Annotated in this window: 28 protein-coding genes; 16 read left to right on the top strand and 12 right to left on the bottom strand. The window is 67.2% G+C overall.

What is annotated here, in order from left to right; all coding sequences use genetic code 11:
* Position 1: 1 nt before the first annotated feature.
* Both ACYCAX_RS03420 and ACYCAX_RS03415 read left to right on the top strand, forming a co-directional pair.
* On the top strand, positions 2–1,597 hold the full coding sequence (locus ACYCAX_RS03420) for an ArnT family glycosyltransferase (RefSeq protein WP_294972173.1): 1,596 nt from the start codon (positions 2–4) through the stop codon (positions 1,595–1,597).
* 25 nt (positions 1,598–1,622) lie between these two features.
* Positions 1,623–2,594 (top strand): SdiA-regulated domain-containing protein, encoded by a 972-nt coding sequence (locus ACYCAX_RS03415; protein ID WP_015474989.1) that lies wholly within the window; start codon positions 1,623–1,625, stop codon positions 2,592–2,594.
* Between the two features lie 48 nt (positions 2,595–2,642).
* Here the strand turns inward: ACYCAX_RS03415 and ACYCAX_RS03410 are convergent, their stop codons facing one another.
* Positions 2,643–3,290: a lipid-A-disaccharide synthase N-terminal domain-containing protein gene (locus ACYCAX_RS03410; protein WP_015474990.1), complete on the bottom strand. Its 648-nt coding sequence runs from the start codon at positions 3,288–3,290 to the stop codon at positions 2,643–2,645.
* Positions 3,291–3,865: 575 nt separating this feature from the next.
* Between ACYCAX_RS03410 and ACYCAX_RS03405 the strand changes: the two genes are divergently transcribed.
* The gene (locus ACYCAX_RS03405) at positions 3,866–5,173 is read left to right on the top strand and encodes an MFS family transporter (protein ID WP_294972172.1); all 1,308 of its coding nucleotides are present in this window, start codon (positions 3,866–3,868) and stop codon (positions 5,171–5,173) included.
* 19 nt (positions 5,174–5,192) lie between these two features.
* Here ACYCAX_RS03405 and ACYCAX_RS03400 read toward each other — a convergent pair whose 3' ends face one another.
* Positions 5,193–6,665, bottom strand: coding sequence for an MDR family MFS transporter (locus tag ACYCAX_RS03400; RefSeq protein WP_460247423.1), 1,473 nt, complete (start codon positions 6,663–6,665; stop codon positions 5,193–5,195).
* A gap of 310 nt (positions 6,666–6,975) precedes the next feature.
* Here ACYCAX_RS03400 and cfaB point away from each other — a divergent pair, with 310 nt between their 5' ends.
* Entirely contained in the window at positions 6,976–8,160 is a 1,185-nt protein-coding gene (cfaB, locus tag ACYCAX_RS03395) for a C17 cyclopropane fatty acid synthase CfaB (RefSeq protein WP_015474993.1), read from the top strand.
* A gap of 140 nt (positions 8,161–8,300) precedes the next feature.
* Entirely contained in the window at positions 8,301–8,771 is a 471-nt protein-coding gene (locus ACYCAX_RS03390) for a GNAT family N-acetyltransferase (protein ID WP_041712315.1), read from the top strand.
* On the opposite strand, the gene folE2 is transcribed toward ACYCAX_RS03390, so the two are convergent.
* Both folE2 and ACYCAX_RS03380 read right to left on the bottom strand, forming a co-directional pair.
* Positions 8,768–9,655, bottom strand: a complete 888-nt coding sequence (folE2, locus tag ACYCAX_RS03385) for a GTP cyclohydrolase FolE2 (protein ID WP_294972165.1) — start codon at positions 9,653–9,655, stop codon at positions 8,768–8,770. The genes ACYCAX_RS03390 and folE2 overlap by 4 nt on opposite strands.
* 77 nt (positions 9,656–9,732) lie before the next feature.
* The gene (locus ACYCAX_RS03380) at positions 9,733–10,131 is read right to left on the bottom strand and encodes a hypothetical protein (RefSeq protein ID WP_294972237.1); all 399 of its coding nucleotides are present in this window, start codon (positions 10,129–10,131) and stop codon (positions 9,733–9,735) included.
* A 132-nt stretch (positions 10,132–10,263) separates the two neighbouring features.
* On the opposite strand from ACYCAX_RS03380, the gene dksA reads away from it, so the two are divergent.
* Together dksA and zigA are read left to right on the top strand one after the other, a co-directional pair.
* Positions 10,264–10,668 (top strand): RNA polymerase-binding protein DksA, encoded by a 405-nt coding sequence (gene dksA / locus ACYCAX_RS03375; RefSeq protein WP_015474997.1) that lies wholly within the window; start codon positions 10,264–10,266, stop codon positions 10,666–10,668.
* Positions 10,669–10,697: 29 nt separating this feature from the next.
* Positions 10,698–11,900: a zinc metallochaperone GTPase ZigA gene (zigA, locus tag ACYCAX_RS03370; RefSeq protein WP_294972234.1), complete on the top strand. Its 1,203-nt coding sequence runs from the start codon at positions 10,698–10,700 to the stop codon at positions 11,898–11,900.
* Positions 11,901–12,078: 178 nt separating this feature from the next.
* Here zigA and ACYCAX_RS03365 read toward each other — a convergent pair whose 3' ends face one another.
* Entirely contained in the window at positions 12,079–12,432 is a 354-nt protein-coding gene (locus tag ACYCAX_RS03365) for an NADH:ubiquinone oxidoreductase (RefSeq protein ID WP_460247422.1), read from the bottom strand.
* A 76-nt stretch (positions 12,433–12,508) separates the two neighbouring features.
* On the opposite strand from ACYCAX_RS03365, the gene ACYCAX_RS03360 reads away from it, so the two are divergent.
* On the top strand, positions 12,509–13,471 hold the full coding sequence (locus ACYCAX_RS03360) for a CobW family GTP-binding protein (protein ID WP_460247421.1): 963 nt from the start codon (positions 12,509–12,511) through the stop codon (positions 13,469–13,471).
* Positions 13,472–13,556: 85 nt separating this feature from the next.
* Positions 13,557–14,585 (top strand): energy transducer TonB, encoded by a 1,029-nt coding sequence (locus tag ACYCAX_RS03355; RefSeq protein ID WP_041711655.1) that lies wholly within the window; start codon positions 13,557–13,559, stop codon positions 14,583–14,585.
* Positions 14,586–14,685: 100 nt separating this feature from the next.
* On the opposite strand, the gene ACYCAX_RS03350 is transcribed toward ACYCAX_RS03355, so the two are convergent.
* Positions 14,686–15,195, bottom strand: coding sequence for a nucleoside 2-deoxyribosyltransferase (locus ACYCAX_RS03350; RefSeq protein ID WP_460247420.1), 510 nt, complete (start codon positions 15,193–15,195; stop codon positions 14,686–14,688).
* Between the two features lie 2 nt (positions 15,196–15,197).
* On the bottom strand, positions 15,198–16,280 hold the full coding sequence (locus ACYCAX_RS03345) for a calcium:cation antiporter (RefSeq protein WP_460247419.1): 1,083 nt from the start codon (positions 16,278–16,280) through the stop codon (positions 15,198–15,200).
* A gap of 181 nt (positions 16,281–16,461) precedes the next feature.
* Here ACYCAX_RS03345 and ACYCAX_RS03340 point away from each other — a divergent pair, with 181 nt between their 5' ends.
* Positions 16,462–17,412 (top strand): adenosine deaminase, encoded by a 951-nt coding sequence (locus ACYCAX_RS03340; RefSeq protein WP_015475004.1) that lies wholly within the window; start codon positions 16,462–16,464, stop codon positions 17,410–17,412.
* A 48-nt stretch (positions 17,413–17,460) separates the two neighbouring features.
* On the opposite strand, the gene ACYCAX_RS03335 is transcribed toward ACYCAX_RS03340, so the two are convergent.
* On the bottom strand, positions 17,461–19,104 hold the full coding sequence (locus ACYCAX_RS03335) for a SulP family inorganic anion transporter (RefSeq protein WP_015475005.1): 1,644 nt from the start codon (positions 19,102–19,104) through the stop codon (positions 17,461–17,463).
* A 525-nt stretch (positions 19,105–19,629) separates the two neighbouring features.
* On the opposite strand from ACYCAX_RS03335, the gene ACYCAX_RS03330 reads away from it, so the two are divergent.
* The 3 genes from ACYCAX_RS03330 (at position 19,630) to ACYCAX_RS03320 (ending at position 21,598) form a co-directional block, all read left to right on the top strand.
* On the top strand, positions 19,630–19,929 hold the full coding sequence (locus tag ACYCAX_RS03330) for an SMR family transporter (RefSeq protein ID WP_442961270.1): 300 nt from the start codon (positions 19,630–19,632) through the stop codon (positions 19,927–19,929).
* The gene (mdtI, locus tag ACYCAX_RS03325; RefSeq protein ID WP_015475007.1) at positions 19,923–20,252 is read left to right on the top strand and encodes a multidrug/spermidine efflux SMR transporter subunit MdtI; all 330 of its coding nucleotides are present in this window, start codon (positions 19,923–19,925) and stop codon (positions 20,250–20,252) included. Before ACYCAX_RS03330 ends, mdtI begins: the two co-directional genes overlap by 7 nt.
* 392 nt (positions 20,253–20,644) lie before the next feature.
* Positions 20,645–21,598: an ATP-grasp domain-containing protein gene (locus tag ACYCAX_RS03320; protein ID WP_294972152.1), complete on the top strand. Its 954-nt coding sequence runs from the start codon at positions 20,645–20,647 to the stop codon at positions 21,596–21,598.
* A gap of 116 nt (positions 21,599–21,714) precedes the next feature.
* Here the strand turns inward: ACYCAX_RS03320 and ACYCAX_RS03315 are convergent, their stop codons facing one another.
* Together ACYCAX_RS03315 and ACYCAX_RS03310 are read right to left on the bottom strand one after the other, a co-directional pair.
* Positions 21,715–22,650: an AEC family transporter gene (locus tag ACYCAX_RS03315; protein ID WP_460247418.1), complete on the bottom strand. Its 936-nt coding sequence runs from the start codon at positions 22,648–22,650 to the stop codon at positions 21,715–21,717.
* Between the two features lie 87 nt (positions 22,651–22,737).
* Positions 22,738–23,418 (bottom strand): SDR family NAD(P)-dependent oxidoreductase, encoded by a 681-nt coding sequence (locus ACYCAX_RS03310; protein WP_015475010.1) that lies wholly within the window; start codon positions 23,416–23,418, stop codon positions 22,738–22,740.
* Between the two features lie 237 nt (positions 23,419–23,655).
* Between ACYCAX_RS03310 and ACYCAX_RS03305 the strand changes: the two genes are divergently transcribed.
* Positions 23,656–24,393, top strand: a complete 738-nt coding sequence (locus tag ACYCAX_RS03305; protein WP_460247417.1) for a metallophosphoesterase — start codon at positions 23,656–23,658, stop codon at positions 24,391–24,393.
* A 15-nt stretch (positions 24,394–24,408) separates the two neighbouring features.
* Here the strand turns inward: ACYCAX_RS03305 and ACYCAX_RS03300 are convergent, their stop codons facing one another.
* A complete protein-coding gene (locus ACYCAX_RS03300; RefSeq protein ID WP_460247416.1) occupies positions 24,409–24,843 on the bottom strand; it encodes a CBS domain-containing protein in 435 nt (144 codons plus the stop codon).
* Between the two features lie 166 nt (positions 24,844–25,009).
* On the opposite strand from ACYCAX_RS03300, the gene ACYCAX_RS03295 reads away from it, so the two are divergent.
* The gene (locus ACYCAX_RS03295; protein WP_041711659.1) at positions 25,010–25,189 is read left to right on the top strand and encodes a hypothetical protein; all 180 of its coding nucleotides are present in this window, start codon (positions 25,010–25,012) and stop codon (positions 25,187–25,189) included.
* 64 nt (positions 25,190–25,253) lie between these two features.
* Positions 25,254–25,985, top strand: a complete 732-nt coding sequence (locus ACYCAX_RS03290) for a hypothetical protein (RefSeq protein ID WP_460247415.1) — start codon at positions 25,254–25,256, stop codon at positions 25,983–25,985.
* A gap of 44 nt (positions 25,986–26,029) precedes the next feature.
* Here ACYCAX_RS03290 and ACYCAX_RS03285 read toward each other — a convergent pair whose 3' ends face one another.
* A complete protein-coding gene (locus tag ACYCAX_RS03285) occupies positions 26,030–26,626 on the bottom strand; it encodes a transglycosylase SLT domain-containing protein (RefSeq protein ID WP_015475014.1) in 597 nt (198 codons plus the stop codon).
* Between the last annotated feature and the right edge of the window lie 284 nt (positions 26,627–26,910).

The following is a 26,910-nucleotide window of genomic DNA, read 5'->3' as shown; positions in this document are numbered from 1 at the left end:
CATGGCGAGCCAGGGCGACTCCGGAAATTCGCTTTCCCGCTTGGCGCCGCCGCGCGCGAGGGTCGGCGCGCGGTATTCCTGGTGGTGGCGCTGCGCCGAGCGGCCCTGGCTGCTGCTGGCGCTGGCGGCCCTGCTGCTGGGGGCCGGCCTGGGGCTGCGCCAGCCGAGCAACGTCGATGAAGAGCGCTTCCTCGGCGTGGCCCTGGAGATGCTGCAGGACGGTGACTGGCTGATCCCCCATCGCGCCGCGGAAATCTACCCGGACAAGCCGCCGCTGTTCATGTGGCTGGTGGCGCTGCTGCTGCGCCTGGGGCTGGCGCCGAACCTGGCGCTGTTCCTGCCGGCCTTCGGCGCCGGCCTGGTGGCCACCGCCTGTCTCTACGACCTCGGCCGCCGTCTGTGGAAGCGCCGTATCGGGTTGATCGCCGGGCTGCTGTTCCTGGCCACCTACCAGACCTATTCGGTGCTGCGCGACGGCGCTATCGACGGCTTCCTTTGCCTGTGGATCAGCCTGGGCGTCTACGGCCTCTGCCGCCACCTGCTGCTCGGCCCGGCGTGGTGCTGGTTCTACCTGGCCTGCGCGGCGATGGGGCTGGGCATCATCAGCAAGGGCGTGGGTTTCCTGCCGGCACTGATGCTGATTCCCTACGCCTATGCCGTGCGCCAGGGATGGGCTGGCGTAGTGCGCATGCCCGGCCAGGCGCGCGCCTGGTGGCTGGGCCTGCTGGTGGCCCTGGTGGTCATCGTGCTGTGGCTGGTGCCGGTGGCGCTGCATGTGCTCTGGAGCGGCAGCGCCGATGGCCGCGCCTACCTCGACGACATCCTCCTGCAGCAGACCGCCAAGCGCTACGCCAGCGCCTGGCAGCATCAGGAGCCGTTCTGGTACTTCTTCGTCAAGGTCATCCCGCAGTACTGGCTGCCCTTGCTGCTGGTCCTGCCGTGGGCGGTGCCTGCCTGGCGCCGGCAACTGGCCCGGCGCGACGGACGCCTGCTGGTGCTGCTCGGCTGGGTGGCGCTGGTGCTGCTGTTCTTCAGCCTGAGTTCCGGCAAACGCAAGCTCTACATCTTCCCCGCGCTGCCCGGGCTGGTGCTGGCCGTGGCGCCGTTGCTGCCCTGGCTGCTGCGCCGCTGGTTCGCCGAGCGGCCGAGGGCGCGCAAGGTCTTCCTGGGCGTCGCGCTGTGCTGGTTCGCCGCCTGGTTCGCCCGTGGCTTCGTCGAGCCGTTGCGCGATCCCGGCGATGACCGTCGTCCGCTGATGGCCGAGGTGGCGCGCCTGAGCGGCGGCGCCGAGCTGGTGCTGACCCACTGGCGAGAAGGCCACTGGCTCTACGCCCGCCAGCCGCTGGTGCACTTCGGCCTGGACACCCCGGCCCCCTTGAGCAAGGCGCTGACCTGGCTGCGCGGCCATCCGCAAGCGGTGGCGATGGTCCGTGCCGAAGATCTCGAGCGCTGCTTCCGTCGCGAGCGCGCCCGCGAGGTGACGGGGGACTACGAGGAGCGCTGGTTCCTGGTCGGCGCCGATGCCGACAACGGCCAGTGCGCCGACGACGCTTCCGCCCCGGCCTACCGCTTCGCCTGGAAGCGGCCGCTTTCATGAGTTTCCACTTCCCGGGAGTCCGAATGTGAACCGAGCCGTCGACAGCGTGGACATCCTGTCGCTGCATCCCCCGCGCCGCCGTCTCGATCGGCGCGCCTGGCTATCCCTGGCGCTGGTCGTGGCGCTGCTCCTGCCGGCCGTGACGCTGGTACTCACCGGGCACTGGCAGCAGCGGGCCTACTTCTACATCAGCAGCCAGCTGCATGCCGCCGAGTGGGCCGGGCGCAGCGTCTGGCTGCCCGACTACAAGGTGGTGATCGACGCGCTGCCGGTGAAGGGCATCGAGTCCGACCTGTCCGCCATCAGCTACGACTTCGACCAGGACCGCCTGATCGCCGTGACCAATGCCGGGGCCATGAAGCTGGCGGTGTTGAGCAAGACCGGCGAGCTGCTGGCGCAGTACCCCATGAACGGCTTCCAGGATGTGGAGGGCGTGGCCTACCTGGGCGGTGGCCTGGTGGCGGTGTCCGATGAGAACCTCCAGCAGATCGATTTCTTCGCGCTGCCCGAGCGGCCTGGCCAGGGGATAGACGCTCGCGACGCGCAATCGATCGCCCTGGCGATCAACCCGAGCCTCCACAACAAGGGCTTCGAAGGGCTCACCTATGACGCCGGGCATGACCGCCTGTTCATCGGCAAGGAACGCGGCCCGCGACAGATCTACGAAATCACCGGCGTACGCGCCAGCCTTGCCGGCAAGTTGCAGCTCAAGGTGATCGACCACAGCGCCTGGGTGAAGCGCAGCGTCTTCGGCACCGACATCTCCGATCTCCACTACGACCGCAAGAGCGGCCACCTGCTGGTGCTCAGCGAAGAGTCGCGGCTGATCATGGAACTGGATGGGCAGGGCGGCCTGGTCAGCTTCCGCTCGCTTGGCGGTTTCGGCGACCTGGAGCACGGCGCGCCCCAGGCCGAGGGGCTGAGCATGGACGCCGACGGCAATCTCTACGTGGTCAGCGAGCCGAACCTCTTCTATCGCTTCGAGAGGCAGCGCTGAGGCGGCTTTTCGATAACCGCGAGGGCCTCTTCCGAATGCCGCCAGGGCTCAGTGGCTCTGCGCGCCGGCGCCTCCGGCCTGGCGCCGGATCAGCGCCAGGTTGCGCAGGTAGACCAGGATGCCGAAGGACTGGCCGAGGATGATGATGGGGTCGCGCTGCGCCACGGCGTAGCTGAACAGCAATACGCTGCCAGCCATCGACAGGTACCAGAAGTGGATCGGGTTGACCGGCCGGCCAGCGCGCTCGGAATACCACAGTTGCAGCACGAAGCGCCCGGTGAAGAGCGTCTGGCCGAACATACCGATCGCGGTCCAGAGCGGGTCGGCGCCGGTGATCGCCTTGAGCATCGGCTCGGGCTTCGACATCCAGCCCAGCGCGATGGCCACCGCCGCCCAGGTCAGCCAGGGCCAGGCGAAGAACAGTGGCCGGCCACCGCCGTGGCGGCGGTCCAGTTCCAGGTTGCGCAGGTAGATGGCCAGGCCGGCGAGCTGCCCCAGGCAGATCACCAGGTCGCGCTGGTGGGTGGCGTAGGCCAGCAACAGCACCGCTCCGGCGCAGCTGAAATACCAGAAATGCACCGGCATCAAGCTCTTGCGCGCGCGCTCGGACAACACCCACTGGACCAGGAAGCGGGCGGAGAAAGCCGCCTGCGCGAGCAGTCCGATGGCGAACCACAGTGGATTGGCGGCGTTCAAGCGGGGCCCCTCGTCGGATCGTCGAGAGCCGCGCCGGGCGCGGCCTGTAGCACAGCCGGAAGCATAGAGGCGGCAGATGTCGCTTTGGTGGCGGCGGCGGAAGGTCGAGTCGGGCGATTCGCGGCGGGATGGAGCGATGGCGACGGGCGGGATCAACATTCCCCCGGTGCCTGCACGTCCGGGGGTGTGGACGGGGCACCGAGGCCAGGCGGCAGGAGCCGCAACACGAGGGGAATGGAAATCGACCTTGTCTTGTGGACAAGGTCGGACTCCGACCCTTCGAGGGGTACCTGACAAGTCTCCCGAAGGGTGCGAGAGCGCGCCAACGATAGAAGCTGGCCACTAGCCGGTCAATCGAAAACGACAAACGCCTGTTGGGCATGTTCGATATTCGAACCGAAACGTGACGGAGAACAGTGGATTTCGTTAGCCGGCTATCGGAGGTTGTCTATACTGTTTCCAAATGTGTCGGCGAAAAAATCACCGGGTTAAGGTGACGATTCGTCCGATGCGAGGCGGCCAGGGACTTCCGCTCAGACACCCGGGAAGCAGTTCAACCCAACAAGAGAAGCCCCATGAACGCACCTGCCTCCGTACCGCAGTATTCCGCCCATGAGCGCCGCTCGCGCATTCTCGCCATCGTCGGCGCATCGTCGGGCAACCTGGTGGAGTGGTTCGACTTCTACGTCTACGCCTTCACCGCCCTGTACTTCGCCCACGCCTTCTTCCCCTCGGACAACCCGACGGTACAACTGCTCAACACCGCCGGGGTGTTCGCCGCCGGCTTCCTGATGCGTCCCATCGGCGGCTGGATGTTCGGCCGCATCGCCGACAAGAAGGGCCGCAAGACCGCGATGATGATCTCGGTGCTGATGATGTGCGGCGGCTCGCTGGCCATTGCCGTGATGCCGACCTACGCCACCATCGGCGTTGCAGCGCCCGCCCTGCTGCTGCTCGCGCGGCTGTTCCAGGGGCTCTCGGTGGGCGGCGAGTACGGCACCAGCGCGACCTACATGAGCGAGGTGGCGCTCAAGGGCCAGCGCGGCTTCTTCGCCTCGTTCCAGTACGTCACCCTGATCGGCGGCCAACTGCTGGCGGTGCTGGTGGTGGTGGTCCTGCAGCAGCTGCTGAGCACCGACGAGCTGCGCGAGTGGGGCTGGCGGATTCCCTTCGTGGTCGGTGCCATCACCGCGGTGATCGCCTTCTACCTGCGCCGCTCGCTGAGCGAGACAGCCAAGGCGTCCAACCTCAACCGCAAGGAATCGGGCACCCTCACCGAACTGTTCGCCCACCACAAGCGCGCCTTCTTCACCGTGCTCGGCTTCACCGCCGGCGGCTCGCTGATCTTCTACACCTTCACCACCTACATGCAGAAATACCTGGTGAACACCGCCGGCATGGACCCGAAGGTGGCCAGCGGCGTGATGACCTTCGCGCTGTTCTGCTACATGTGCATGCAGCCGCTGTTCGGCGCGCTGTCCGACCGCATCGGGCGCAAGACCTCGATGCTCTGGTTCGGCATCCTGGGGATGCTCTTCACCTGGCCGATCCTCTCCGCGCTGAAGGCGGTGAGCAGCCCCTACCTGGCCTTCGTGCTGATCATCGCGGCGATGGCCATCGTCAGCCTGTACACCTCCATCAGCGGCCTGATCAAGTCGGAGATGTTCCCGCCGCAGATCCGCGCCCTGGGCGTGGGCCTGTCCTATGCGGTGGGCAACGCCATCTTCGGCGGCTCGGCGGAATATGTCGCCCTGGGCCTGAAGAGCCTCGGCGTCGAGGAGTACTTCTACATCTATGTCTCGGTCATGTGCGGCGTGGCGCTGGTGGTCTGCCTGCTGCTGCCGGACCTGCGCAAGGTCAGTTACCTCAACGACGAGGACTGAGTCGCCTCGCGCCTGAAGGCTAGTTGTCGGCCCGGCCACGCAGCGCGTGGTCGGGCAACGCCAGGGCGATCAGCAGCGTCAGGACGCCGAAGCCGGCGCTGATCAGGAACAGGTGGCTGAACACCTGGTCCAGCACCTGCCGCTGCGCCTCGTGGCCCGCGCCACCCAGGCTGTCCAGCAGGGCGCTGGCCGACAGGCCGTGGCCGGCGTCGCCCGCCAGCGGCTGCAGCATGGCCAGCAACAGGGCCGACATCAGCGCGATGCCCACCGCGCCGCCGAGGGAGCGGAACAGCGTGATGTTGCTGGTGGCCACGCCCAGGTAGCGGCTGTCCACGGCGCTCTGCGCCGCCACCAGGCTGGTGGGGAACTGGGTGCCGGCGGCGGTGCCGGTGAGCAGCATGCACAGGCCCGAGAGCAGGTAGGCGTCCGGCGAGGTCAGCGCAAGGCCGGCGATGGCGCCGGGCGCCAACAGCGCGCCCGCGACGATCTGCGGCTTGTAGCGTCCGAGGACTGCGGTCAGGCGGCCGCAGCAGTACGCCCCCAACGGCACGCCCATCGCCAGCGGCAGCAGGTGCAGCGCCGCGCTGTCCGCGCCCGCACCGGTGACCGACTGGAAGCGCAATGGCACCAGCACCGATAGCGAGATGACCTGGAAGCTGGCGAAGAAGCTGATCAGCCAGCTCAACGTCGCCGCGCGGATACGGAACAGTTGCATCGGCACCAGCGGTTCCGGCGCGCGGCGTTCCTGCATGACGAACAGCGCGATCAACACCAGCGCGGCGGCGAACAGTCCAAGCATCTGCGGGTCGTTCCAGCGCGCGCCCTGGCCGACCTCGGTGATCGCCAGCAGCAGGCTGCCCAGGCCTGCGATCATCAGCGCGGTGCCCAGGTAGTCGATCACCGGCTGGCGGCCCGGCACCGGCAGGCCGCGCAAGGTGCGGCGGGACACGGCGAGGGCGACCAGTCCCACCGGCAGGTTGATCAGGAACACCCAGCGCCAGGACAGGTACTCGGTCAGCAGGCCGCCCAACACCGGTCCGGCGATGCTCGCCACCGCGTACATGCTGCTGAAATAGCCCTGGTAGCGGCCGCGTTCGCGGGGCGGGACGATGTCGCCGATGATCGCCTGGCTCACCGACATCATGCCGCCGGCGCCGATGCCCTGCAGCACGCGGGCGAGCACCAGCTGCTCCATGCTCTGCGCGGCGCCGCAGAGCGCCGAGGCGGCGGTGAATACGCCGATGGCGAACAGCATCAGCACGCGGCGCCCGTAGAGGTCGCCGAGCTTGCCGTAGATCGGCATGGAGATGGTCATCGCCACCATGTAGCCGGAGATGACCCAGGCGAGCAGGTCGAAATCGCCGAAGCCGGCGGAGATCGCCGGAAGCGACACGGCGACGATGGTCTGGTCCAGCGCGCCGAGGAAGATCGCCAGCATCAGTCCCACCAGTACGGTGCGGACCGCCGGGCGCGGCGCGGAGAAGGTATTCAAGGCGGTCCCCTTCACTGCAGAGGGCCTTCGGTCGGAAGGCGCCGAAAGGAGGCACAGTGTAGCCCAGGCCAGGGTCCAATGATTACGGGGCTTGCCGTCCGCGCGTCATTGTTTCCGCTGCGCAAAGGCTCTATCTCAGACCCGGCAAGAATGTCTCCGGGAGCGGCTGCTACGCTTGCATGGCGAACTATCCATCCGTGGCGCTACCGGACGCGATCCGCGCCCGATAGCTTTGCGCGAGCCAGGCCATAGGGACAGACTATGGAGGAACTGGTCTATAGTTCTTCAGCCCTGTGACCAGGAGGTATGCATGAAAGCCAATCTGCCCTCTGAGTTGCTGTCCCTGCAGCTGCCGTTGCGCATCCGCATCGGCGAGACCCAGGCCTTCGACCTGGGGCCGGATCCGCAGGTAACTCTCGTCGTGCGCGACCCTACGCTGCTGACCGAGATCACCCAGCCCAGCCTCGATGTGCTGGGCCGCGCCTACGTCGAGAAGCGCATGGACATCGAAGGCCCCATTGGCGATGTGATCGCTATGGGCGATGCCCTGAGCGCTGCCCTGGGTACCGACGATGCGGGGGGGGACTACGTGCGCGAAAGCCACGACAAGTCCACCGACGCCGAGGCGATCCACTACCACTACGACCTTTCCAACGCGTTCTACCAGCTCTGGCTGGACCCGGAGATGGTGTACTCCTGCGCCTACTACGAGACCGGCAGCGAGGACCTGGCCACCGCCCAGGTCGCCAAGCTGCGCCACCTGTGCCGCAAGCTGCGCCTCAAACCCGGCGAGAAGCTGCTCGACGTCGGCTGCGGCTGGGGCGGCCTGGCGCGCCTGGCGGCGAAGGAATTCGGTGTCCAGGTGCACGGCATCACCCTCAGCGAGGAGCAGCTCAAGCTCGGCCGCGAGCGGATCAGGGCCGAGGGCCTGGAGGGCAAGGTGACCCTGGAGCTGCGCGACTACCGCGACCTGCCGCGCGACGGCCGCTACGACAAGGTGGTCAGCGTCGGCATGTTCGAACACGTCGGTCACGCCAATCTGGGCATCTACTTCCAGCACCTGTTCGACGCGGTGCGGCCGGGCGGGCTGGTGATGAACCACGGCATCACCTCCAGCAACACCGACGGCCGTCCGGTCGGGCGCGGCGCCGGCGACTTCATCGACCGCTACGTGTTCCCCCACGGCGAGCTGCCGCACCTGTCGCTGGCCGTCGCCCGCATGAGCGAGGCGGGGCTGGAAGTGGTCGATGTCGAGGGGCTGCGCCTGCACTACGCGCGCACCCTGGACTTCTGGAGCGCCAACCTCGAGGCGAAGCTGGCCGAAGCGGCGCGACTGGTGCCCGACCAGGCCCTGCGCATCTGGCGCCTGTACCTCGCCGGTTGCGCCTACGGGTTCAAGAAAGGCTGGATCAACCTGCACCAGATACTTGCCAGCAGGCCGCACGCGGACGGTAGCCAGGAAGTGCCCTGGAGCCGGCGGGATATCTACGTCTGATCCTGAAAAAGCGATGCAATCGGACCCGGATTTCCGGGTCCGATTCGTTCGGGCTGCACCCCAGGGCGGTGTCGTAATGCTTGCATCACAGGCCGGCAGAGGATAAACCGTCGCCTCCTTTTGGCTTGCCCCTGCGAATCATGGTGTCTTTCTTCCCCGAACTGTCTCTCGTCGAACTCACTCCCGCCCAGGCGCCGTGGCCACTTCTGCTGCTGGCCGATCCGAGCCGCGCGCAGATCGAGCGGTACTTGCCACAGTCGCGGGTGCTGGCGCTCAGCGACAGCGAGGCGGTGCGCGGCGTGCTCACGCTGACCGCGCGCAGCTGGGGCGTGATCGAGATCACCAACCTTGCGGTGGAAGAGGAATGGCAGGGCCGCGGCCTGGCCCGGCGCCTGCTGACAGCGGCCATCGATGCCGCGCGAGCCATCGGCGCGCTGCGGCTGGACATCGCCACCGGCAACTCCAGCCTGGCGCAACTGGGCCTGTACCAGCGCATGGGCTTCCGCATCGCCTGCGTGGAGCACGACTACTTTTCGCTGAACTACCCGGAGCCGATCATCGAGAATGGCATCCGCTGCCGCGATCGCATACGCCTGGACCTGGTGCTCTAGGGCCGTACCCAACGGCTCGCCGCCACCGCGTCGTGGGCGTGCAGGCTTTCCGCATGCACCACGCGCACCTCGAAGCCTGACACCTCTTCGCGCTGCAGCAGCGCCCGGTGCAGCCGGCGCGCGGCGTCCTCGCAGAACATCAGGTTCTGTCCGTTGGCCAATGCAAAGGCCTGTTCGTCGGCGCGCTTCACCGCCGTCTGCACGGCGGTACCGAGGGCGGCCTCGGCGTGGTCGATCAACTCGCTGAAAGCGAATGTCCGCGCGGCCGGGTCGAGGCGCAGTTGTAGCCGCGCCTCGCTGCGCTGGCTGTGTGGCGTGGCGAGGATGCCCTGCGGGCTGCCGAGCCAGGCGCGGACCTCGCTGGCCTTCAGCGGACGGCCTGCGAAGTCGGCGTCGAAACGCTCCTGGATCAGCTGGCGCGCCAGCGCCGCCGAGCACGGGCAGGTCGAGGAGTAGGGCAGGCTCAGGCGCAGTTCCAGTTGCAACATGTCATCTTCCAGCTGCGCGTGGATTTCGCAGGGGTAGCGCTTCCATCCGCTCAGCGGGCTGACCAGTGCCGGGCGCCGCAGCATCAGTTCGAAACGCAGTACCAGGCTGGCGCGTCGGGAGAGCTGCGCGTGGCTTCTGAGGAATTGCCTGAGCAGGTCACGCAGCAGCGCGGGTGAAAGCTCCGCGTCCGCCAGCGCCTCCAGCTCCAGGTACAGCCGCGACATGTGGATGCCGCGCGCATCGGCTTCATCGAGGCTGACGCCGGCATCGGCATAGGCGGCAACGCGCTCGCCGGCGATACGCAGCGGCACGGCGATGCCCTGCATGCCGACCCAGTCGAGCGGGACGGGCAGGTGGGTGGATTGGCAGGCGATATCGGGGAGCAGGGCGGTCATGGGCGGGTCGCGGTCAACGGTTGTTATAATATAACGTATTTACTTTCCGGCGATCCCGCAATGGGCTCGTCAGCGTTTCAGCGTTCCTGTTGCTTGCAACCGCTGACCCGGCCACAGGTCAGCCGCGCGCTGTCACCGGTGGAGCTGCTGAAGCGGCTGATGTTGGTCCAGCCGATGCCGCGGCTGGTGCCGACCCACACCTGGCCGTCGCTGGTCACGCCGCTGAAGAAGGTCAGGCTGCCGTAGCGCGTGCCGGTCTGCGCCCAGCGCCGGCCGCTGCTCGCCTCGAAGCCGCGCAGGTAGGTGTCGTGGCCCTGGGTGGCGATGCTGTAGAGATTCCCCGAATCGTCCATGCAGGCCAGCACCGAAGCGGACCAGGCGCAGCGCGCCGGCTGCTCGCCGGGAAAGGGTAGCGGCGCGGAACCGCTGGCGTGGGCGAAGGGAGCGAGCAGGCAGAACAGCAGGGCGCGGCGCAGCATCGACGGTCTCGGAGGCGGATGGAGCGGAGCATCGGTATCGCATGTCGGAACACGCTTGTCGATTCTCGATTGCTGGATATGCACTGTTATAATATAACATAATCAAATTACTCCCTTCCGGAGACGGCCATGACCGAACAGGAACTGCTCGCCCAGCCCGGCGATGCCTACATGAGCGAGGCGCAACAGGGTTATTTCCGTGAGTTGCTGCTGCACCAGCGCGGCGAATTGCAGGCGCGCATCGACGAGGAATTCCGTGCCTTGCAGGACGGCGAGCGGGCCAGCGACGACGCCGATATCGCCAGTCGCGAGGAAGAACGCCAGTGGCAACTGCGTCGGCTGGAGCGCGAGAAGAAGCTGCTGGACAAGATCGACCAGGCGCTGGAGCGCCTGGTCCGGGGCGATTACGGCTGGTGCGAGGAAACCGCCGAGCCGATCGGCCTGCGCCGCCTGCTGCTGCGCCCCACCGCCTCGTTGTGCATCGAGGCCAAGGAGCGCCAGGAACGGCGCGAACTGCACGTCCGCGAAGCCTGATCCCTGGAGACGACCCGTTGAAAAGCCCCGTGAACCGCCTGCTCCCCGTCACCGTACTGTCCGGCTTCCTTGGCGCCGGCAAGAGCACCTTGCTCAACCACGTGCTGAAGAACCGCGAGGACCTCAAGGTCGCGGTGATCGTCAACGATATGAGCGAAATCAACATCGACGGCCGCGAAGTGCAGCGCGACGTCAGCCTCAATCGCGGCCAGGAGCGCCTGGTGGAGATGAGCAACGGCTGCATCTGCTGCACCCTGCGCGAGGACCTGCTGGAAGAGGTCAGCCGGCTCGCCGGCGAAGGTCGCTTCGACTACCTGCTGATCGAGTCCACCGGCATCTCCGAACCGCTGCCGGTGGCCGAGACCTTCACCTTCCGCGACGAGCAGGGCCGCAGCCTGTCGGACCTGGCGCGGCTGGACACGCTGGTCACGGTGGTCGACGGGCTGAATTTCCTCGCCGACTACCAGGGCGCCGACAGCCTCGCCGAGCGCGGCGAAACCCTCGGCGAGGACGACGAGCGTTCGCTCAGCGACCTGCTGGTGGAACAGGTGGAGTTCGCCGACGTGATCCTGGTGAGCAAGATCGACCTGATCGGCAGCGCCGAGCGTGATGAACTGCTGGCGATCCTGCGTCGGCTCAACCCCGACGCCGACATACGACCCATGGTCATGGGCCAGGTGCCGCTGGCGACCATCCTCGACACCGGCCGCTTCGACTTCCAGCGCGCCGAGCGGGCGCCGGGCTGGCTCAAGGAGCTGCGCGGCGAGCACCTGCCGGAAACCGAGGCCTATGGCATCGCCTCCAGCGTCTACCGCGCGCGCCGGCCCTTCCATCCACAGCGCTTCCACGACTTCCTCGCCGAGCCCTGGAGCAACGGCCGTCTGCTGCGCTCCAAGGGTTTCTTCTGGCTGGCCAGCCGCTACCGCGAGGCGGGCAGTTGGTCCCAGGCCGGCGGCCTGATGCGCCACGGCCTGGCCGGGCGCTGGTGGCGCTTCGTCCCGCGCGAGGCCTGGCCGCAGGACACCGCCGAACTGCAGGTCGTACTGCGCCACTGGGACGAGAACAGCGGCGATTGCCGTCAGGAACTGGTGTTCATCGGTCAGAACCTGGACTTCGCGCGCCTGTTCGCCGAGCTGGACCGCTGCCTGCTGGATGACGCCGAGATGGCCGCCGGAACGACCGCCTGGAAGCGCCTGCCCGATCCCTTCGAACCCTGGGAAGCGCCCACCTGAGGCGAGGCCTTGAAGACATCCCGTCCGCGTTGCCGATGTTGGGCTGGCGGGCAAAAAAAGGGCCGCCAGGGGATGGCGGCCCGATTCACCAAGATCATGCCCGGCGTGGGGTGCCGAGAGGGTGTGAGGTACCCGGCGACAGTAAGCCTGAGGCGTATGACAGGCCGATGACGACGTGTCAGGGTTTGCGCCACTGGCCGTGGCTCTGGGTCTCGCAGAAGGGCTGGAGGATGCGCGCGTCGCTGGGCACCCCGTAGTAATGGATGTCCTGGCGATAGGGCATGCCCTGCACCTGGGCGTTCTCGCAGACGCCGAAGGCCCCGCTCGGGCAGTGGTCGGCGTAGGTGACCTGGACTGTCTGGTCCTTCAACTGCGGCTGGCAGAAGCCATCGCGGAACAGCGTGGCGGGAATGCTGCGGTTCTGCTGGCAGACCTTCACGTCGAGGTTGGCCCCCTGGCTGTGCACCACACAGGCTTCGCCGTGGGCGAGCAACGGCAGGCAGGCGAAGGTCAAAGGAAGGAGTTGGCGCATGGTCGGTCCGGGGGTGCGTAAAGAAGTCGCGACTCTAGCGCTTTTCCCGACGAGCGTCAGGCGGCACCATGAGCGAATGTTGAAGCAGATCCCGACTCATCTCATCGCCGGCCCCCTCGGGGCGGGCAAGACCAGCCTGTTGCATGACCTGCTGGCCCAGCGCCCGGCGGAGGAACGCTGGGCGGTGCTGGTCAACGAATTTGGCCAGGTCGGCCTGGATGCCGCGCTGCTCTGCCGCGACGAGGAGGGCATCGCCCTCGGCGAGGTCGCGGGCGGTTGCCTGTGCTGTGTCAACGGCGCGCCGTTCCAGGTCGGGCTGGGCCGGCTGTTGCGCAAGGCCAGGCCACAACGGTTGTTCATCGAACCCTCCGGCCTCGGCCATCCGTCGCAGCTGCTGGCGCAACTGCGCGCCGCGCCGTGGCAGGGCGTGCTGGCGGTCCAGCCGCTGGTCATGGTGCTGGACGCCGCGTTACTGGCGGCCGGACAGCCCTTGCCCGAGCCTCAGCGGGAGGCGCTGGAGCAGGCCGGGCTGATGCTGCTGAACAAGAGCGAAACCCTCGATGACGCGGCCCGCGCGCAGTTGCTGGTCGCTCTGCCGGTGCTGCCGGCGCGCTGGACCACGCAGGGCCGCCTGGCGCTTTCCGAGCTTCCCGCTTCGCCCCTGGAGGCGCCGGGGGCCGGGCTGCCCATCCTGCCGGCCAGCGTCGAAGCGGGCGTGCTGCTGCGTCGTGAGCAGCCACTGCGGCAGGTGCGCATCGAGGATGGGCGACAAGCGGTCGGCTGGCGTTTTCACCCGGACTGGCGCTTCCGCATTGCCGAGCTGGACGCCTGGCTTGCCGCGCTGCCCGGCCTGCTGCGGGCCAAGGCGGTGCTGCATGGCGAGGCCGGCTGGCTGGCGTGCAATCGTACCGAACGAACGGCGCCCTGGACGCCCAGTCCGTGGCGGCGTGACAGCCGGATCGAGCTGATCCTGGCGGCGCAGGTCGATCCACAACCGCTCCACGATGCGCTTCTACGCTGCGCCATCGAGCCAGGATGACGGACGAGGTTGCCCTCGCGGGCCTGGTGAATGATAATAATTATCAGAAGATACTGCTTCGTGAACTCTTTCCGCAGGCTTTCTCATGTCGTTACCCCAACCGCGCGAAGCGGCTGACGCCAGTCTAGCCGTGTCCGCCGAGGACCAACTGTCCTCTGCCGCCACGGCGGAAGACAGTGCCGTACTGCCCAGCGTGAACGCCCAGCGCGTCAACGAGGCCAACCTGCGTCTGGTCAGCTGCGAGGGGGAGCGCCGGGACACGGAGGTGGTTCCCGAAGAGGTGCTGATCCCCTACGCCGTTCCCGTGGAAGGCGTGGAAGAGGGCGAAGAGCCGCCGCGCCGGAGCGGCTGGTGGAAGTCCTCGGGTCTGGCGATCGGCCTGCATGCGGCGATCGTTGCCGGGCTGGTCTGGGTCGTGCCCTCGCCGGCGGAGCTGAACCTGGGCCAGGGCGAGATGCCCAAGGCGATGCAGGTCAGCGTCGTCACCCTGCCGCCCAAGCCTGAGCCGGTGCAGCAACCGCCGGCCGCCGCGCCGGTCCCGACGCCGCCTGAACCGGAGCCGCCCAAGCCGGTCGAGCCGCCCAAACCGGTGGAAAAGCCCAAGCCGAAACCCAAGCCGGTGGAAAAGGCCGTCCCCAAGGTCGCGCCCAAGCCCAAACCGAAACCCAAGCCCGAGCCTGATCCGGAACCGGCGCAGGAAACCTCCGCGGCGCCGACCCCGGCAGCACCGCCGCCGCCTGCCGCGCCGACCGTCGGCCAGTCCACGCCGGGCGCGCAGTCGGCGCCGACCGGCTCTCAAGGCCCGGCAGGCCTGCCGACCGGCAGCCTCAACGACAGCGACATCAAGCCGCTGCGCATGGACCCGCCGAGCTACCCGCGGATCGCCCAGGCGAAGCAGATCGAAGGGCACGTGAAGGTGCTGTTCACCATCACCAGCGCCGGGCGGATCACCGACATCCAGTTCCTCGAGTCGACGCCGCCGCGCGTCTTCGAGCGCAGCGTGCGCGACGCGATGGAGAGATGGCGCTTCGAACCCCGCTCGCTGGGCGGCCGGATCGTGGCCCGCCAGGCGACCAAGGTGTTCAATTTCGAGCTGAAGAAAGCCCGTCGCTGAGACCTTTCGCCCCCAACGAAAAACGCGCCTCCAGGCGCGTTTTTCGTTGGCTGTAATCGGACATGGGCGATGTTCGGGGGGCTCTTGTGGGGGAGCGGATTCATTCCTCGGGGAACAGTTCGGCCTTCAGTAATTCCAGCGCCTCCCGCAGCCCACCGACGGCGATCTGCGCCGGCACCCCGAGCATCAGGTTCAGCGGCAGGTCGAAAGCCTCCACCTGGTTGCCGTCGCGGTCACGGCCCGGCTCGTCGCCTTGCCACTCGCGCGGCAGGCGTTCGGTACAGCTCCCGCCCGCGTCGATATAGCCGTACAGCGGCTTGCCCAGGGCGGCGGCATAACCCAGCTCGAAGGCCGTGCCGCTGTCCGGCTCGGCGCCACGGAAGGGGTTGAGGTTGGCGACCAGCGCATCGGCCTCTGCGATCAGCGCGAGGTTGGCCTGGTAGATCCACAACGCCTGCTCGCGGGGCCGGTCGATTCCCTCGGGCACCGAGTGGTCCAGCGGGTACAAGCCCAGCAGGCCGAACTCGGCGCACAGGGCCTTGAGTCGTTCACCCTGCTCGAAGGCGTCGGGGCGGAACACGTCGGGGCCGGCGAGGTAGATCTTGAGCATGGTCAGAGTCCCATCAGCGACAACATCAGGAAGGTGGCGAACAGCACGAAATGGGTCATGCCTTCGATGGCGTTGGTCTTGCCGTCGTGCAGGTTGAAGCCGGCGACCATCAGGGTGATGAACATCATGCCGGTCTGCAGCGGGGTCATTGCCATCTGGATCGGCTGGCCCTTGAACAGCGCCAGGGCCTCGATCACCGGCACGGTGAGGATGACCGTGGACAGCGAAGCACCCAGGGCGATGTTGACCACTGGCTGCATGCGGTTGGCCAGCGCGGCGCGCAGGGCGGTTAGGATTTCCGGGCTGGCGGAGATCGCCGCCACCAGCAGCGCCGGGACGATCGGCGGCACGCCGCTGCCTTGCAGGCCGACGTCCAGGGCCTTGGACATCACCTCGGCCAGCGCGCCGATCAGCACCACGCCGGCCGCCAGCAGCAGGATCGACCGCCGGCTGTCGCCGGGGGCCGCATGGGCCGTGTGCTGCTCGCCGTGGGCGGCGTAGTTGTAGCTGAAGAAGTAGCTGTGCTGACCGGTCTGCATGCGCAGGAACAGGGCGTAGAGCATCACCATGCAGCCGATGGTGAACATCGAGTAGAGCTTCCACTGCTCGGCGGGGATCAGCTCCGGCACCACCATGGAGATGCCCACGGCGGTGAGGATCATGGTCACGTAGGTCTTGCCCGAGTCGTCGTTGTACGACTGCTCGCCGTGCTTGAGGCCGCCGAGCAGCGCGGCCAGGCCGAGGATGCCGTTCATGTCCAGCATCACCGCGGCATAGATGGTGTCGCGGGCCAGCGTCGGCGAGTGGTTGTGGCCCATCATGATCGCCAGGATCACCACCTCCACCAGCACCGCCGCCAGGGTCAGGATCATGGTGCCGTAGGGTTCGCCGACCTTCTCCGCGAGGATTTCGGCGTGGTGCGCGACGCGCAGCGAGACGCCGATGATCACCGCCAGCAGGACGCTGGCGGTGATTCCGGCAAGCAGCTTGCCGCCGCCCAGCAGGCCGTGTTCCAGCGGGTACACCGCCAGCGCCACCAGCAGGGCGAGAATGAGGAGTTTTTCGTCTTTGAGCGCGCGCAGCATCGAGGACTGTCCATTTCCGGTAAGAGCGAGTGGGCCATCTTAGGCAATGCCCGGAGGGCGTACCAGCGAGCGGCCGACGAGATTCGCACGCAGGCCACGGCGCCCCTCATCGGCCTGTTGGCCTGCACGCTTCGCGGACCGTGCGATACTTTCCGCGACCGCCCGATAACGAGATCCCACCATGTACGACTGGCTCAACGCCCTGCCCAAGGCCGAACTGCACCTGCACCTGGAGGGCTCGCTGGAGCCCGAGCTGCTTTTCGCCCTGGCCGAGCGCAACAGGATCGCCCTGCCCTGGGGCGACGTCGAGAGCCTGCGCCAGGCCTATGCGTTCAACAACCTGCAGGAGTTTCTCGATCTCTATTACGCCGGCGCCGACGTACTGCGCACCGAGCAGGACTTCTACGACCTGACCTGGGCGTACCTTGCGAAGTGCAAGGCGCAGAACGTCATCCACGTCGAGCCGTTCTTCGACCCGCAGACCCACACCGACCGCGGCATTCCCTTCGAGGTGGTGCTGCGCGGCATCCAGGGCGCGCTCAAGGACGGCGAGCAGCAACTGGGCATCAGCCACGGCCTGATCCTCAGCTTCCTGCGCCACCTGTCCGAGGACGAGGCCTTCAAGACCCTGGAGCAGGCCCTGCCGTTCCGCGACGCCTTCATCGCCGTCGGCCTGGACAGCTCCGAGGTCGGCCACCCGCCGAGCAAGTTCCAGCGCGTGTTCGACCGCGCCCGCAGCGAAGGCTTTCTCACCGTTGCCCATGCCGGCGAGGAAGGCCCGCCGGAGTACATCTGGGAAGCCCTGGACCTGCTCAAGATCGAGCGCATCGACCACGGCGTGCGCGCGATCGAGGACGAGCGGCTGATGCGGCGCATCATCGACGAGCAGATCCCGCTGACCGTCTGCCCGCTGTCCAACACCAAGCTCTGCGTGTTCGACCATATGCGCGAGCACAACATCCTCGACATGCTCGAACGCGGCGTGAAGGTGACGGTGAACTCGGACGATCCGGCCTACTTCGGCGGCTACGTCACCGAGAACTTCCATGCCCTGCACGAGCACCTGGGGATGACCAAGGAGCAGGCGCAGCGCCTGGCGCAGAACAGCCTCGACGCTCGACTGGTGAGGTGACGCGTGACGCCCTCTTCCTTCCGGGAGAGGGCGATCGGCTTGGCCGTCTCAGGGCGCCGCTGTCGATGCCGTCAGCGCGGCGGGGAAATCCGGGTGGTAGATGGCCGCCCTCGGCACATCGAGTATCCCGGTCTTGCGCAACTTGCCCAGCACTCGCGCATTGGCCTCGCACAGGCGCACCTCGATGCCGCGCCGCTGAAGATCCTCGATCACCTCCTGCAGGGTCTGCAGGCCGGTGATGTCCATGAACGGCACGCGGCGCAGGCGGATGATCAGCACCTTCGGGTCGGTATGGGTCTGGGCCAGGGCGCGCTCGAAGGTTTCCGCCGCGCCGAAGAACAGCGGCCCTTCGATGCTGTATACCAGTACGCCCGGCGGCAGTTCGGCGAGGCCGCGGCCTCGCAGTTCCACCTCCAGCTCGGTGCCTTCGTCGGCATGTACCTCCACCGACGACGCCATGCGCCGCAGGAAGTGCAGCATGGCGAGGATCACGCCGATGTTCACCGCGATCACCAGGTCGCTGAACACGGTGAGCCCGAAGGTGATCAGCAGGATCGCCACGTCGGCGCGCGGCGCGCGCTTGACCATGAACAGGAAGTGCCGCGCCTCGCTCATGTTCCAGGCCACCACGAAGAGGATCGCCGCCAGCGCGCAGAGCGGAATGTTCGACGCCAGCGGGGCGAGGAACAGCAGGATCAGCACCAGGGTCGCCGCGTGGGTGACGCCGGCCAGCGGGCTGTTGCCGCCGTTGCGGATGTTGGTGGCGGTCCGCGCGATGGCGCCGGTGGCGGCGATGCCGCCGAACAGCGGGGTGACCAGGTTGGCGATGCCCTGGCCGATCAGCTCCTGGTTGGAGTCATGGCGGGTGCCGGCCATGCCGTCGGCGACCACTGCCGAGAGCAGCGATTCGATGGCGCCGAGCATGGCGATGGCGAAGGCCGGGCCGATCAGTTCCAGCACGCGCGGCAGCGTCACCTCCGGCAGGCTGAAGCTCGGCAGGCCCTGGGGAATGCCGCCGAAGGCGCTGCCGATGGTGGCCACGCCGTCGAAGTGGAACAGCGACTGGATGGCCGTCACCACCACCATCGCCACCAGCGGCCCCGGCACCCGGCGCAAGGCGGCGATGCGCGGGGCGAACAGCACCAGCGCCAGGCTCAGCAGCGCCAGCAGGGTGGTTGCGACGTGCAGTTGCGGCAGCGCCTGCAGCAGGTGCCAGACCTTCTGGTGGAAGTGCTCGCCGTTGACGGCGGGCAGGCCGAAGAAGTCTTTCCACTGGCCGACCCAGATGATCACCCCGATGCCGGCGGTGAAGCCGACGATCACCGGCGCCGGGATGAAGCGGATGATCGTGCCGAGCCGGCTCACCCCCAGCAGCACGAGGATGGCGCCGGCCATCAGCGTGGCGATCTGCAGCCCGTCGATGCCGTACTTGGCGGTGATCCCGGCGAGGATGACGATGAAGGCGCCGGTGGGGCCTGCGATCTGCACCCGGCTGCCGCCCAGCAACGACACCAGCGCGCCGGCGAAGATCGCCGTGTAGATACCCTGTTCCGGCTTCACTCCACTGGCGATGGCGAAGGCCATCGCCAGTGGCAGCGCCACCACCCCGACGATCACCCCGGCCACCAGGTTGCGCGTCCAATGCTCATGGCCGAACAGTCCGGCCTTCCAGGCGTCTCGCAGGGCGATCATCGCGGTCTCCGACAGGGTACTGGTTGGGAATAGTAACAGGGCGGCACGGGGTCGGGCGCTGGCGCAGATCATGGCCGCGGCGTGCTGTCGCAGGCAGGATGAGGTGAACAGAATATTGCACAATCCTGATGGTGCCTGGCGAGCCACAGGGTTCTGGAGTGGTTGTTTACAGGCGCTCATAGCCATGATCGACATCGTCGATTTGCCAATAGGCCCCGAAATTGGCAATATAGTGTGCATTATGTTGAACGTTAAGACTTTGCCTCTCCCCACTTCCCGCCTGGTTTCGCGCGAGCGTCACTGGACCGGCGACCTCTAGCCCCTCCCAACGGCAGCTACCTGTTGGTGGCGCCAAGCGCGGCGACCTTCGCCGCCCGAGTCGGCGCCACCGAACCCGAACCGAAAACCGCCGCAAGGATGCTCTTAGCGAGACTGCGCGCGGCCGCCCGTGGGAGGGCTTGCACCATGCGTTCCTGGATCTATCTGTTCGCCGCCATCGGCTTCGAAGTCGTTGGCACCACCTCGATGAAACTTACCCATGCGTTGTACCCGGTTGCGGGTCTGCTGCTGATGTACGTCATGGTTGGCCTGTCGTACTACTTCCTCGCCCTGGCCATCAAGCATGTGCCGGTGGGCGTGGCCTACGCCCTGTGGGAAGGCATCGGCATCGTGCTGATCACCCTGGTCAGCGCTGCCTGGCTGGGCGAGAACCTGACCCTGGAGAAGGGGCTGGGCCTGGCCGTGATGATCGCCGGCATCCTGCTGGTGAAGTCCGGTACCCGCAAGGGCGAGCCTGAGGCCGGCAGGGAGGCTGCCACATGCTGAACCATGAGCTGATTCCGATGGCCTGGCTGGGCCTCGCCATTGTCCTGGAAGTGATCGCCAACCTGCTGCTGAAGTATTCCGACGGCTTTCGCAAGCGCGCCCTGGGCGTCTTCTCGATTCTCTGTGTGCTGGGCGCCTTCACCGCGCTGTCGCAGGCGGTGCGCGGCATCGAGCTGTCGGTGGCCTACGCGGTGTGGGGCGGCTTCGGCATCCTCGCCACCGTGGCGATGGGCTGGGCCCTGTTCGGCCAGCGCCTGGCGTGGCGTGGCTGGGTCGGCCTGACGATGCTGGTGCTGGGCATGGGCTTGCTGAAGCTGGCCTGATGTCGCCGGCGTGACGCACGGGCGGAGTCTCCGAAAGGGAGGGCTCCGCCTTTTTCATGGGCGTCGTCCTGCGCCGATTCATTCCGGCCCGAGGGAAGCAAGAGACGCCCGCCCTGTGCGATAAGGTTATAACCCCGGCGCCGGGCGGCGAGACGGGGGTGAACTATAGTGAGCGGTGTCCGTGGGGCGGAAGAGCGATCCGCCGCGCGCCATGACATGGGACGGAGTCCGTGGACGTGGGGTGGGCGGCACTCGGGGGTGTGGGCGGTAGAGTCCGTGCGACGTTGCTTGCGGGGTGGCGGAGATTCCGCCGCTCTGGCTTATCGGTCTCTTGCTGGCGGGTTTCTCGATTGAACATACAGTCTGCCCCGTGTGACGCTCCGACCTATCTCATGACCGCTATTGGCTCGTTCTCCGCCGAAGCGGTCATCACCTCGCTCCGTCGCGACCCGCAGGCCCGGGTCGTGGGCGTCAGTTCCCTGCCCCGGGAATGGAACGCCAGCTCGCCCTTGCTGGACGCGTTCCACCGGGTGCCCGCCGCGCGGGACGTTCTTTCCTATGTCGGCCGTGTGCTGGACATCTGCGAAACCGAGCGGGTCACCCATGTGCTGCCGCTCATCGACCCCGAGGTCGATGCGTTCACGCGGCACCAGGAAGCGTTCTCCAGTCGCGGCATCACGCTGTGCATGGCGCCCGCCGAAACCGTGTACATCAGTCGGGACAAGTGGCTCGTCTTCGAGGCGTTTCGGGACAATCCGGACATTCGTCCCATCCCGACCTGGAAGATGGAAGATCCCGCCGTGGAAGACCTGGCCTTTCCGTTGTTCGCCAAACCGCGCGACGGCCGCAACAGCGAGGGCCTGGTGCGGATCTACGACGGGGAGGACCTGCGCCACTTCCGCAAGAAGCTGAAGGATCGCGAGTACGTCGTGCAGCCGCTGCTCGATGGCGACGTGTGCGTCGTGGATATCGTGCGACAGCGCGAGACGGGGCAGTGGGCGGGCATCGCCCGCCAGGAGCTGGTGCGAACCCCCAATGGCGCCGGCCTGACCGTGAGGATGCTGAACGACCCGTTGCTGGTCGATGCGGCAGGCCAGATCGCGCGGACCCTGGACGCCAATGGCTGCATCAACATCGAGTTTCTGGTGCAGGACGGCACGTCACAACTGATGGACATCAACCCCCGCTTCTCCGGAGGGATCGTCTTCAGTCATCTTTCCGGCTACGACATGGTGAGCAACCACCTGCGCTGCTTCTCCGGGTCGATGCTCGACGAGCCCGTTGCACCCATTCCGGCCATCCATGCCCGGCATTATGTGGAGGTCACCTTCACGGACCCTCAGTGAGGCTCGACCAGCGGGCCGCGATCCGTTGTGCTGTCGGAAGGGGCCTGCAGCGAACCCTCCGCAGGGGCGGGCTTCGTCCGCGATGCGTCCAGGCGGCTGCCGAGGTGGAGCACCCCTCAGCGCGCAATCCACAGCAGGCACAACGACAGCGTCACCAGCGACCCCAGCGTCGACACCAGGATGCTGCGCGACACCACCGCCGCCTCGCGCCGGTAGTACTCGGCGAGCATGAACGGCCCGGTGCCGGTGGGCAGAGCGCTGAGCAGCAGCGCCGAATCCGCCCACAGCGGCGGCAGGTCGAACACCGTGTAGGCGAGGAACCCGGTGAGCAGCGGCTGGCCGACCAGCTTGATCGCCACCAGCGGCCAGGCGCCGACCCGTGGCCCCTGCGTTTCCTGCTTCTGCGCGAGGAACAGGCCGAGGGACACCAGCGCGCAGGGCGTGGTGGCGGCGGCGAGCATGTCGAGGAAATGCAGCAGCGGCATGGGCAGGCCGATGCCGCTCGCGGCCCAGAGCCCGCCGAGGATCGGCGACACCACCAGGGGGTTCTTGCCCAGCGCCTTGAGCACCACGGCGATGGCGCGGCCAATGTGCTTCTCGTTCTGCAGCCCGACCTCGATGCACACCACGGCGATGGCGAACAGCACGCAGACCACCAGCAGGGAGGCGATCAGCGCCGGTTCAAGGCCGTCCTGGCCGAACACCAGCAGGCACAGTGGAATCCCCATGTACCCGGTGTTGGCGTAGGACGCGCTGAGCCCGTCGATGCTCGCCGCCGGCAGCGCGCGGCCTTGCAGCAACCGCCAGGCGAGGGTGGCGAAGAACACCAGCAGGCAGCCGCCGGTGAAGGCGGCGAGGAAGCCCGGTTGCCAGATTTCCGCCCAGGTGGAGGTGGCGGTGACCTTGAACAGCAGCGCCGGCAGGCACAGCCAGACCACCAGCTTGTTGATCTCCGACGCCGCCTGCGGCCCGAGCCGGTTGGTGCGCCGGCACAGCCAGCCGACCAGGATCAGCGCGAAGATCGGCAGGACGACGGACAGGACGTGGAGCATGGCGGCACAACCAGACAGCGAAACGGCTGGCGAGCATAGGGGGCGACGCCGTCGTCGTCCAATGCGACCCCGGCCGCAAGCGACGGCTCAGACGCGCCCGGTAACCGGGATGCAGGCGCCGGTGATCGCCGCCGCATTGTCCGAGGCGAGGAACAGCAGGGTTGCCGCCAACTGCTCCGGGCGCACCCAGCGGTCGAACTCGGCATCGGGCATGTCGGTGCGGTTCTGCGGGGTGTCGATGATGCTCGGCATCAGCGCATTGACGGTGATGCGCGCGTCCTTGAGTTCCTCGGCCAGCGCCTCGGTCAGGCGCATCACCCCGGCCTTGGCGGCCGCGTAGGCGCCCATCCCCAGGGCCGCGCGGGTCGCGGCGGTGGCCGCGATGTTGAGAATGCGTCCGTGCCCGCGGGCCTTCAGGTGTGCCAGCGCGGCCTGGCTGGAGACCACGGCGGTGCGCAGGTTGATGCGGTACATCAGGTCCCAGGTGTCGACGTCACCATCGGCCAGGGTTTCCCAGTGGAAGCCGCCGGCCACGTTGATCAGCGCATCGAGCCCGCCGAAGTGTTCGGCGGCCTGGTCGATGGCGGTGCGGGCGGCGGCGCTGTCGGTCAGGTCGACGCTGCCCAGGGACAGCGCCCCGGCCTGTGGATAACGCGGACTGACGGCCCGGTCGAGCAGCGCGACCTGCCAGCCGGCAGCGGCGAAGGCCTGGCCGACCACGCTGCCCAGGTAGCCGAAACCACCGGTGATGGCGACGATCTTGTTCATGGCGTGCAACCTCTAGGCGTTGGAAAGGTGGCACTTATAGGGTTAGCACGCCGGGGGAGAAAGGTCGCCGACGCCAGATGCAGGGACGGATCGGGACGGGGCAGGGGGCTGCCTCGCACCGGCGCTTTCATGAGGCCGTTACAGCGGCGACGGCAGGTCATCCGGCTTTCGTCGAAAGGCCTCGGGAACGCCATATGGCACTGGTAAGCTGGAAGCCTGTGAGACCTGGAGCAGGTGATGAATACCCTCTTGCCGGAACGCTCCCTGCAACGCTTCGCGCGCAACCTGCGCGGACGCGATTTCGTGGTGGGGGATGTGCACGGCCATTTCGAACTGCTCGAACGCCTGCTGGAACGGGTGGCGTTCGACGCCGCCGCCGACCGCCTGTTCGCCGCCGGCGACCTGGTGGACCGGGGCCCTTATTCGCCGCGTGTGCTGGAGTGGCTGGAGCATCCCTGGTTCGCCTCGGTGCGCGGCAACCATGAGCAACTGGTGATCGACTCGGTGCTGGCCGGCGACGACCGCGACCTGCACTTCCGCAACGGCGGCGCCTGGCTCTACGCGTTGCCGCAGGACGAGCGCGAGCACATCGCCCGGCGCCTGCAGCACCTGCCGCTGGCCATCGAGGTGGATATCGGGGAGAGTCGCCGCGTGGGCATCGTCCACGCCGAAGCGCCGATCTCGTCAGCCTTTCCGGACTGGGACAGCGGCATGGCGGCCTTGGCAGGGGAGTTGGGCAACGCCGCCCGGCGTAACGCGGCGGCACTGGCAATGTGGGCGCGCACCCGCATCGAGGGCGAGGATGATACGCGGGTGCCCGGCCTTGAGCGCCTGTATGTCGGCCACACGGCGCAGGCCCGCGTGCGTCGGCTGGGCAACACGCACTACATCGACACCGGCAGCGGCTACGCCGATGGCACCTTGAGCCTGGTGGACCTGCACAGCGGAGCGGTGGAGACGGCGGTCGCGCACTGAGCGGCCGCCGTCCGCTTACTCGCCGCGGATGTATTGCTCCAGTTGCCGGATCAGATCGGCCTGCTCGGCGATGGCCGCCTTCACCAGGTCGCCGATCGACAGCAGGCCCAGCAGCTCGCCGTTCTCCACCACCGGCAGGTGGCGCAGGTGGCGTTCGGTCATGATGCTCATGCACGTGTCGATGTTCAGGTGGGAGTCCACGGTGATCACCGGCGCGGTCATCACCGCACGGACCGGCGTGTCCTCCGAGTTGCGCCCCTTGAGCGCCAGGCGCCGGGCATAGTCGCGTTCGCTGAAGAAGCCGACCACCTGGTTGCCCTCCACCACCGGCAAGCCGCCGAGGTTCTTGTCCGCCATCAGGCGTAACGCATCGATCACCATCGCGTCCGGGCCGATGGTGTAAACCTGCTGGTCCGCCTTGGCGTTCAACAGCTGAGCCACATTCTTCATTCCTGACCCCTTTCGTCGTCTCACGGCGCGATGCCCGAGGTTCATAGAGAATCGTGGACAGATGCCGATCCGGCAAGGCCGGAAAGCGGCGCCGGCGCCTTCGAAAACGTCATGCTTCGCCAGCGCGGCTTATACTGACCTTCCATTTCTGCCTTGCTGATCGGCCATGACTGACGACGACCGCGACCTTCCCGAGCCCGAGCACGACCACCTGCTCGATCTCGACGACGACCTCGACAGCCTGCTGGAAGCGGACTCGGCGCATTTCGACGATCCTCTGGACGACGAGGAGCCGGAGGAGTACCAGTCGGGTCTGGACGATGGGGACGACTGGCTGGAGGACTGATTCCAGACGGATTCTCTGCGTCATGAAGTGCTGGCAGAATGCCCGGACACCAAGAGGGATCACCATGCGCTACTTCCCCATCGTCCTGAGCCTCGCCTTGCTGGGCGGCTGTTCCTCCTCCGTTCGTACCGACGAACGCGGCGCTCCCATTTCCCTGTACCGCGATACCCGGCACAACCTGGTGGTGAACTTCCAGCCCGACGCCCAGGTGGCCGCCAACCCGCGCTGGAACGCGCTCATGACCGGTTGGCGGGAAGCGCTGCGCGAGGAAGCGGATTCGGCGGACTATCAGTTTTCGGTGCAGGACGGCGAGCCACGCGCCACGGAAACCCTGTCCACCCTGGTGGTGATCGAGGTCGGCAGCGGCCACAGCGCCAACAACCGCCCGCGTACCGACGAGGGCGAATGGGTCACCTCCACCGTGCGCTACCACGACGGCCTGACCGGCCAGTTGCTCGCGTCGCGCCGCTACGACAGCGAAGCGGAGGCAGGCGGCGACCTGTTCGCCTCGATGGGGCCGTCGCAGCTTGACGCGGTATCCGAGCAGATCGTTGAGGAGGTCGCCGGCGCCCTGCTGGTCGCCCGGCCTTCCCGCCCGCTACCGTCGCCGGCCACGCCCGGTTCGCCAGTGACGCCACCGCGGAGCGTGCCCGCGCCCGCCGCGCCGACCGCGGTGGAAACCGTCGCCCACGCGTCTCCCTCGCGAAGCCAGGAGCAGCAGCTCTTCGAACTGCAGCAGCGCAACCTGCCGTACGAGGAATATCGAGACGAGTACCGCAGGATCATGGGGCGCTGACGGCAACGTCGCGCAGCCCCGCTCGGTAGCTCGAACCTTCGGGACTACCAGAACCAGCCGTCGTCCGACAGCTCCTGTTCGCAACTCTTGTACTGGGCGCTGTACAGCGAGGCGCGCGCCTGGACCTTCTGCGACACGTTCTTCAGCCAGGGCTTGGCGTCGTAACTGTGCTGGCGATAACCGCCCCAACCTTCGTGGTAGTTCAGGTACTGGGCGTAGGCGTCCCACTTGGAAACGCGGTTGACGTTGTAGGTTTTCTGCATGTACCAGCCCATGAAGTCCAGCGCGTCGGCGAAGTCGTCACGGTCGGCGCCCCAGCTTCCCGCTTCCTTCTTGTAGTCCGCCCACGTCTCGTCCTTGGCCTGGGCGTAGCCGTAGGCGGAACTGACCCGGCCCCAGGGGATGAAGCCCAGGAAGTAGTAGCGGGGCGGCAAGGCGTCGTGGTGGAAGGAGGACTCCTGGTACATCATGGCCATCGGCACCTGGATCGGCGCCCCCCAGCGCTTCTGCATCTTCAGCGCCGCGTCGTGCCATTTCGGTTTTTCGCGAAAGATCTCGCAGAGGTTTTCGGGGTTCGCCGGAGGCTTGGTGGCGCACCCGGCAAGGGCCAGGAGCAGGGCTGGCAACGAGAGCCGAAGCATTGGCGGTTCATCCTTTTCGCGCGCGATGGCGCAAGGCTTATACAGCCTTTGCTGGCGAAGATGAATCGTATGACGTCGACGGCAACCCCGACACCAGGATCCGCCAGTTGCCAGGAGTGCACCGCGGGAAGTGCAAGGCTGCACCACCGGAACGAAGAAGGCCCGCGGCGAGCGGGCCTTTTCATGTCCGTGAGCGTCGATCGATGTGGCGACGATGGACGGCGTTTCGGCAAGTTTTGCCGGTTGATAAGTCCGTGTTTTCAGCCGGCACAGGGCAGTGCGGG

It is taken from the genome of Pseudomonas sp. MT3 (assembly GCF_054720805.1).
This window is presented reverse-complemented; position numbering and strand designations above follow the sequence as displayed.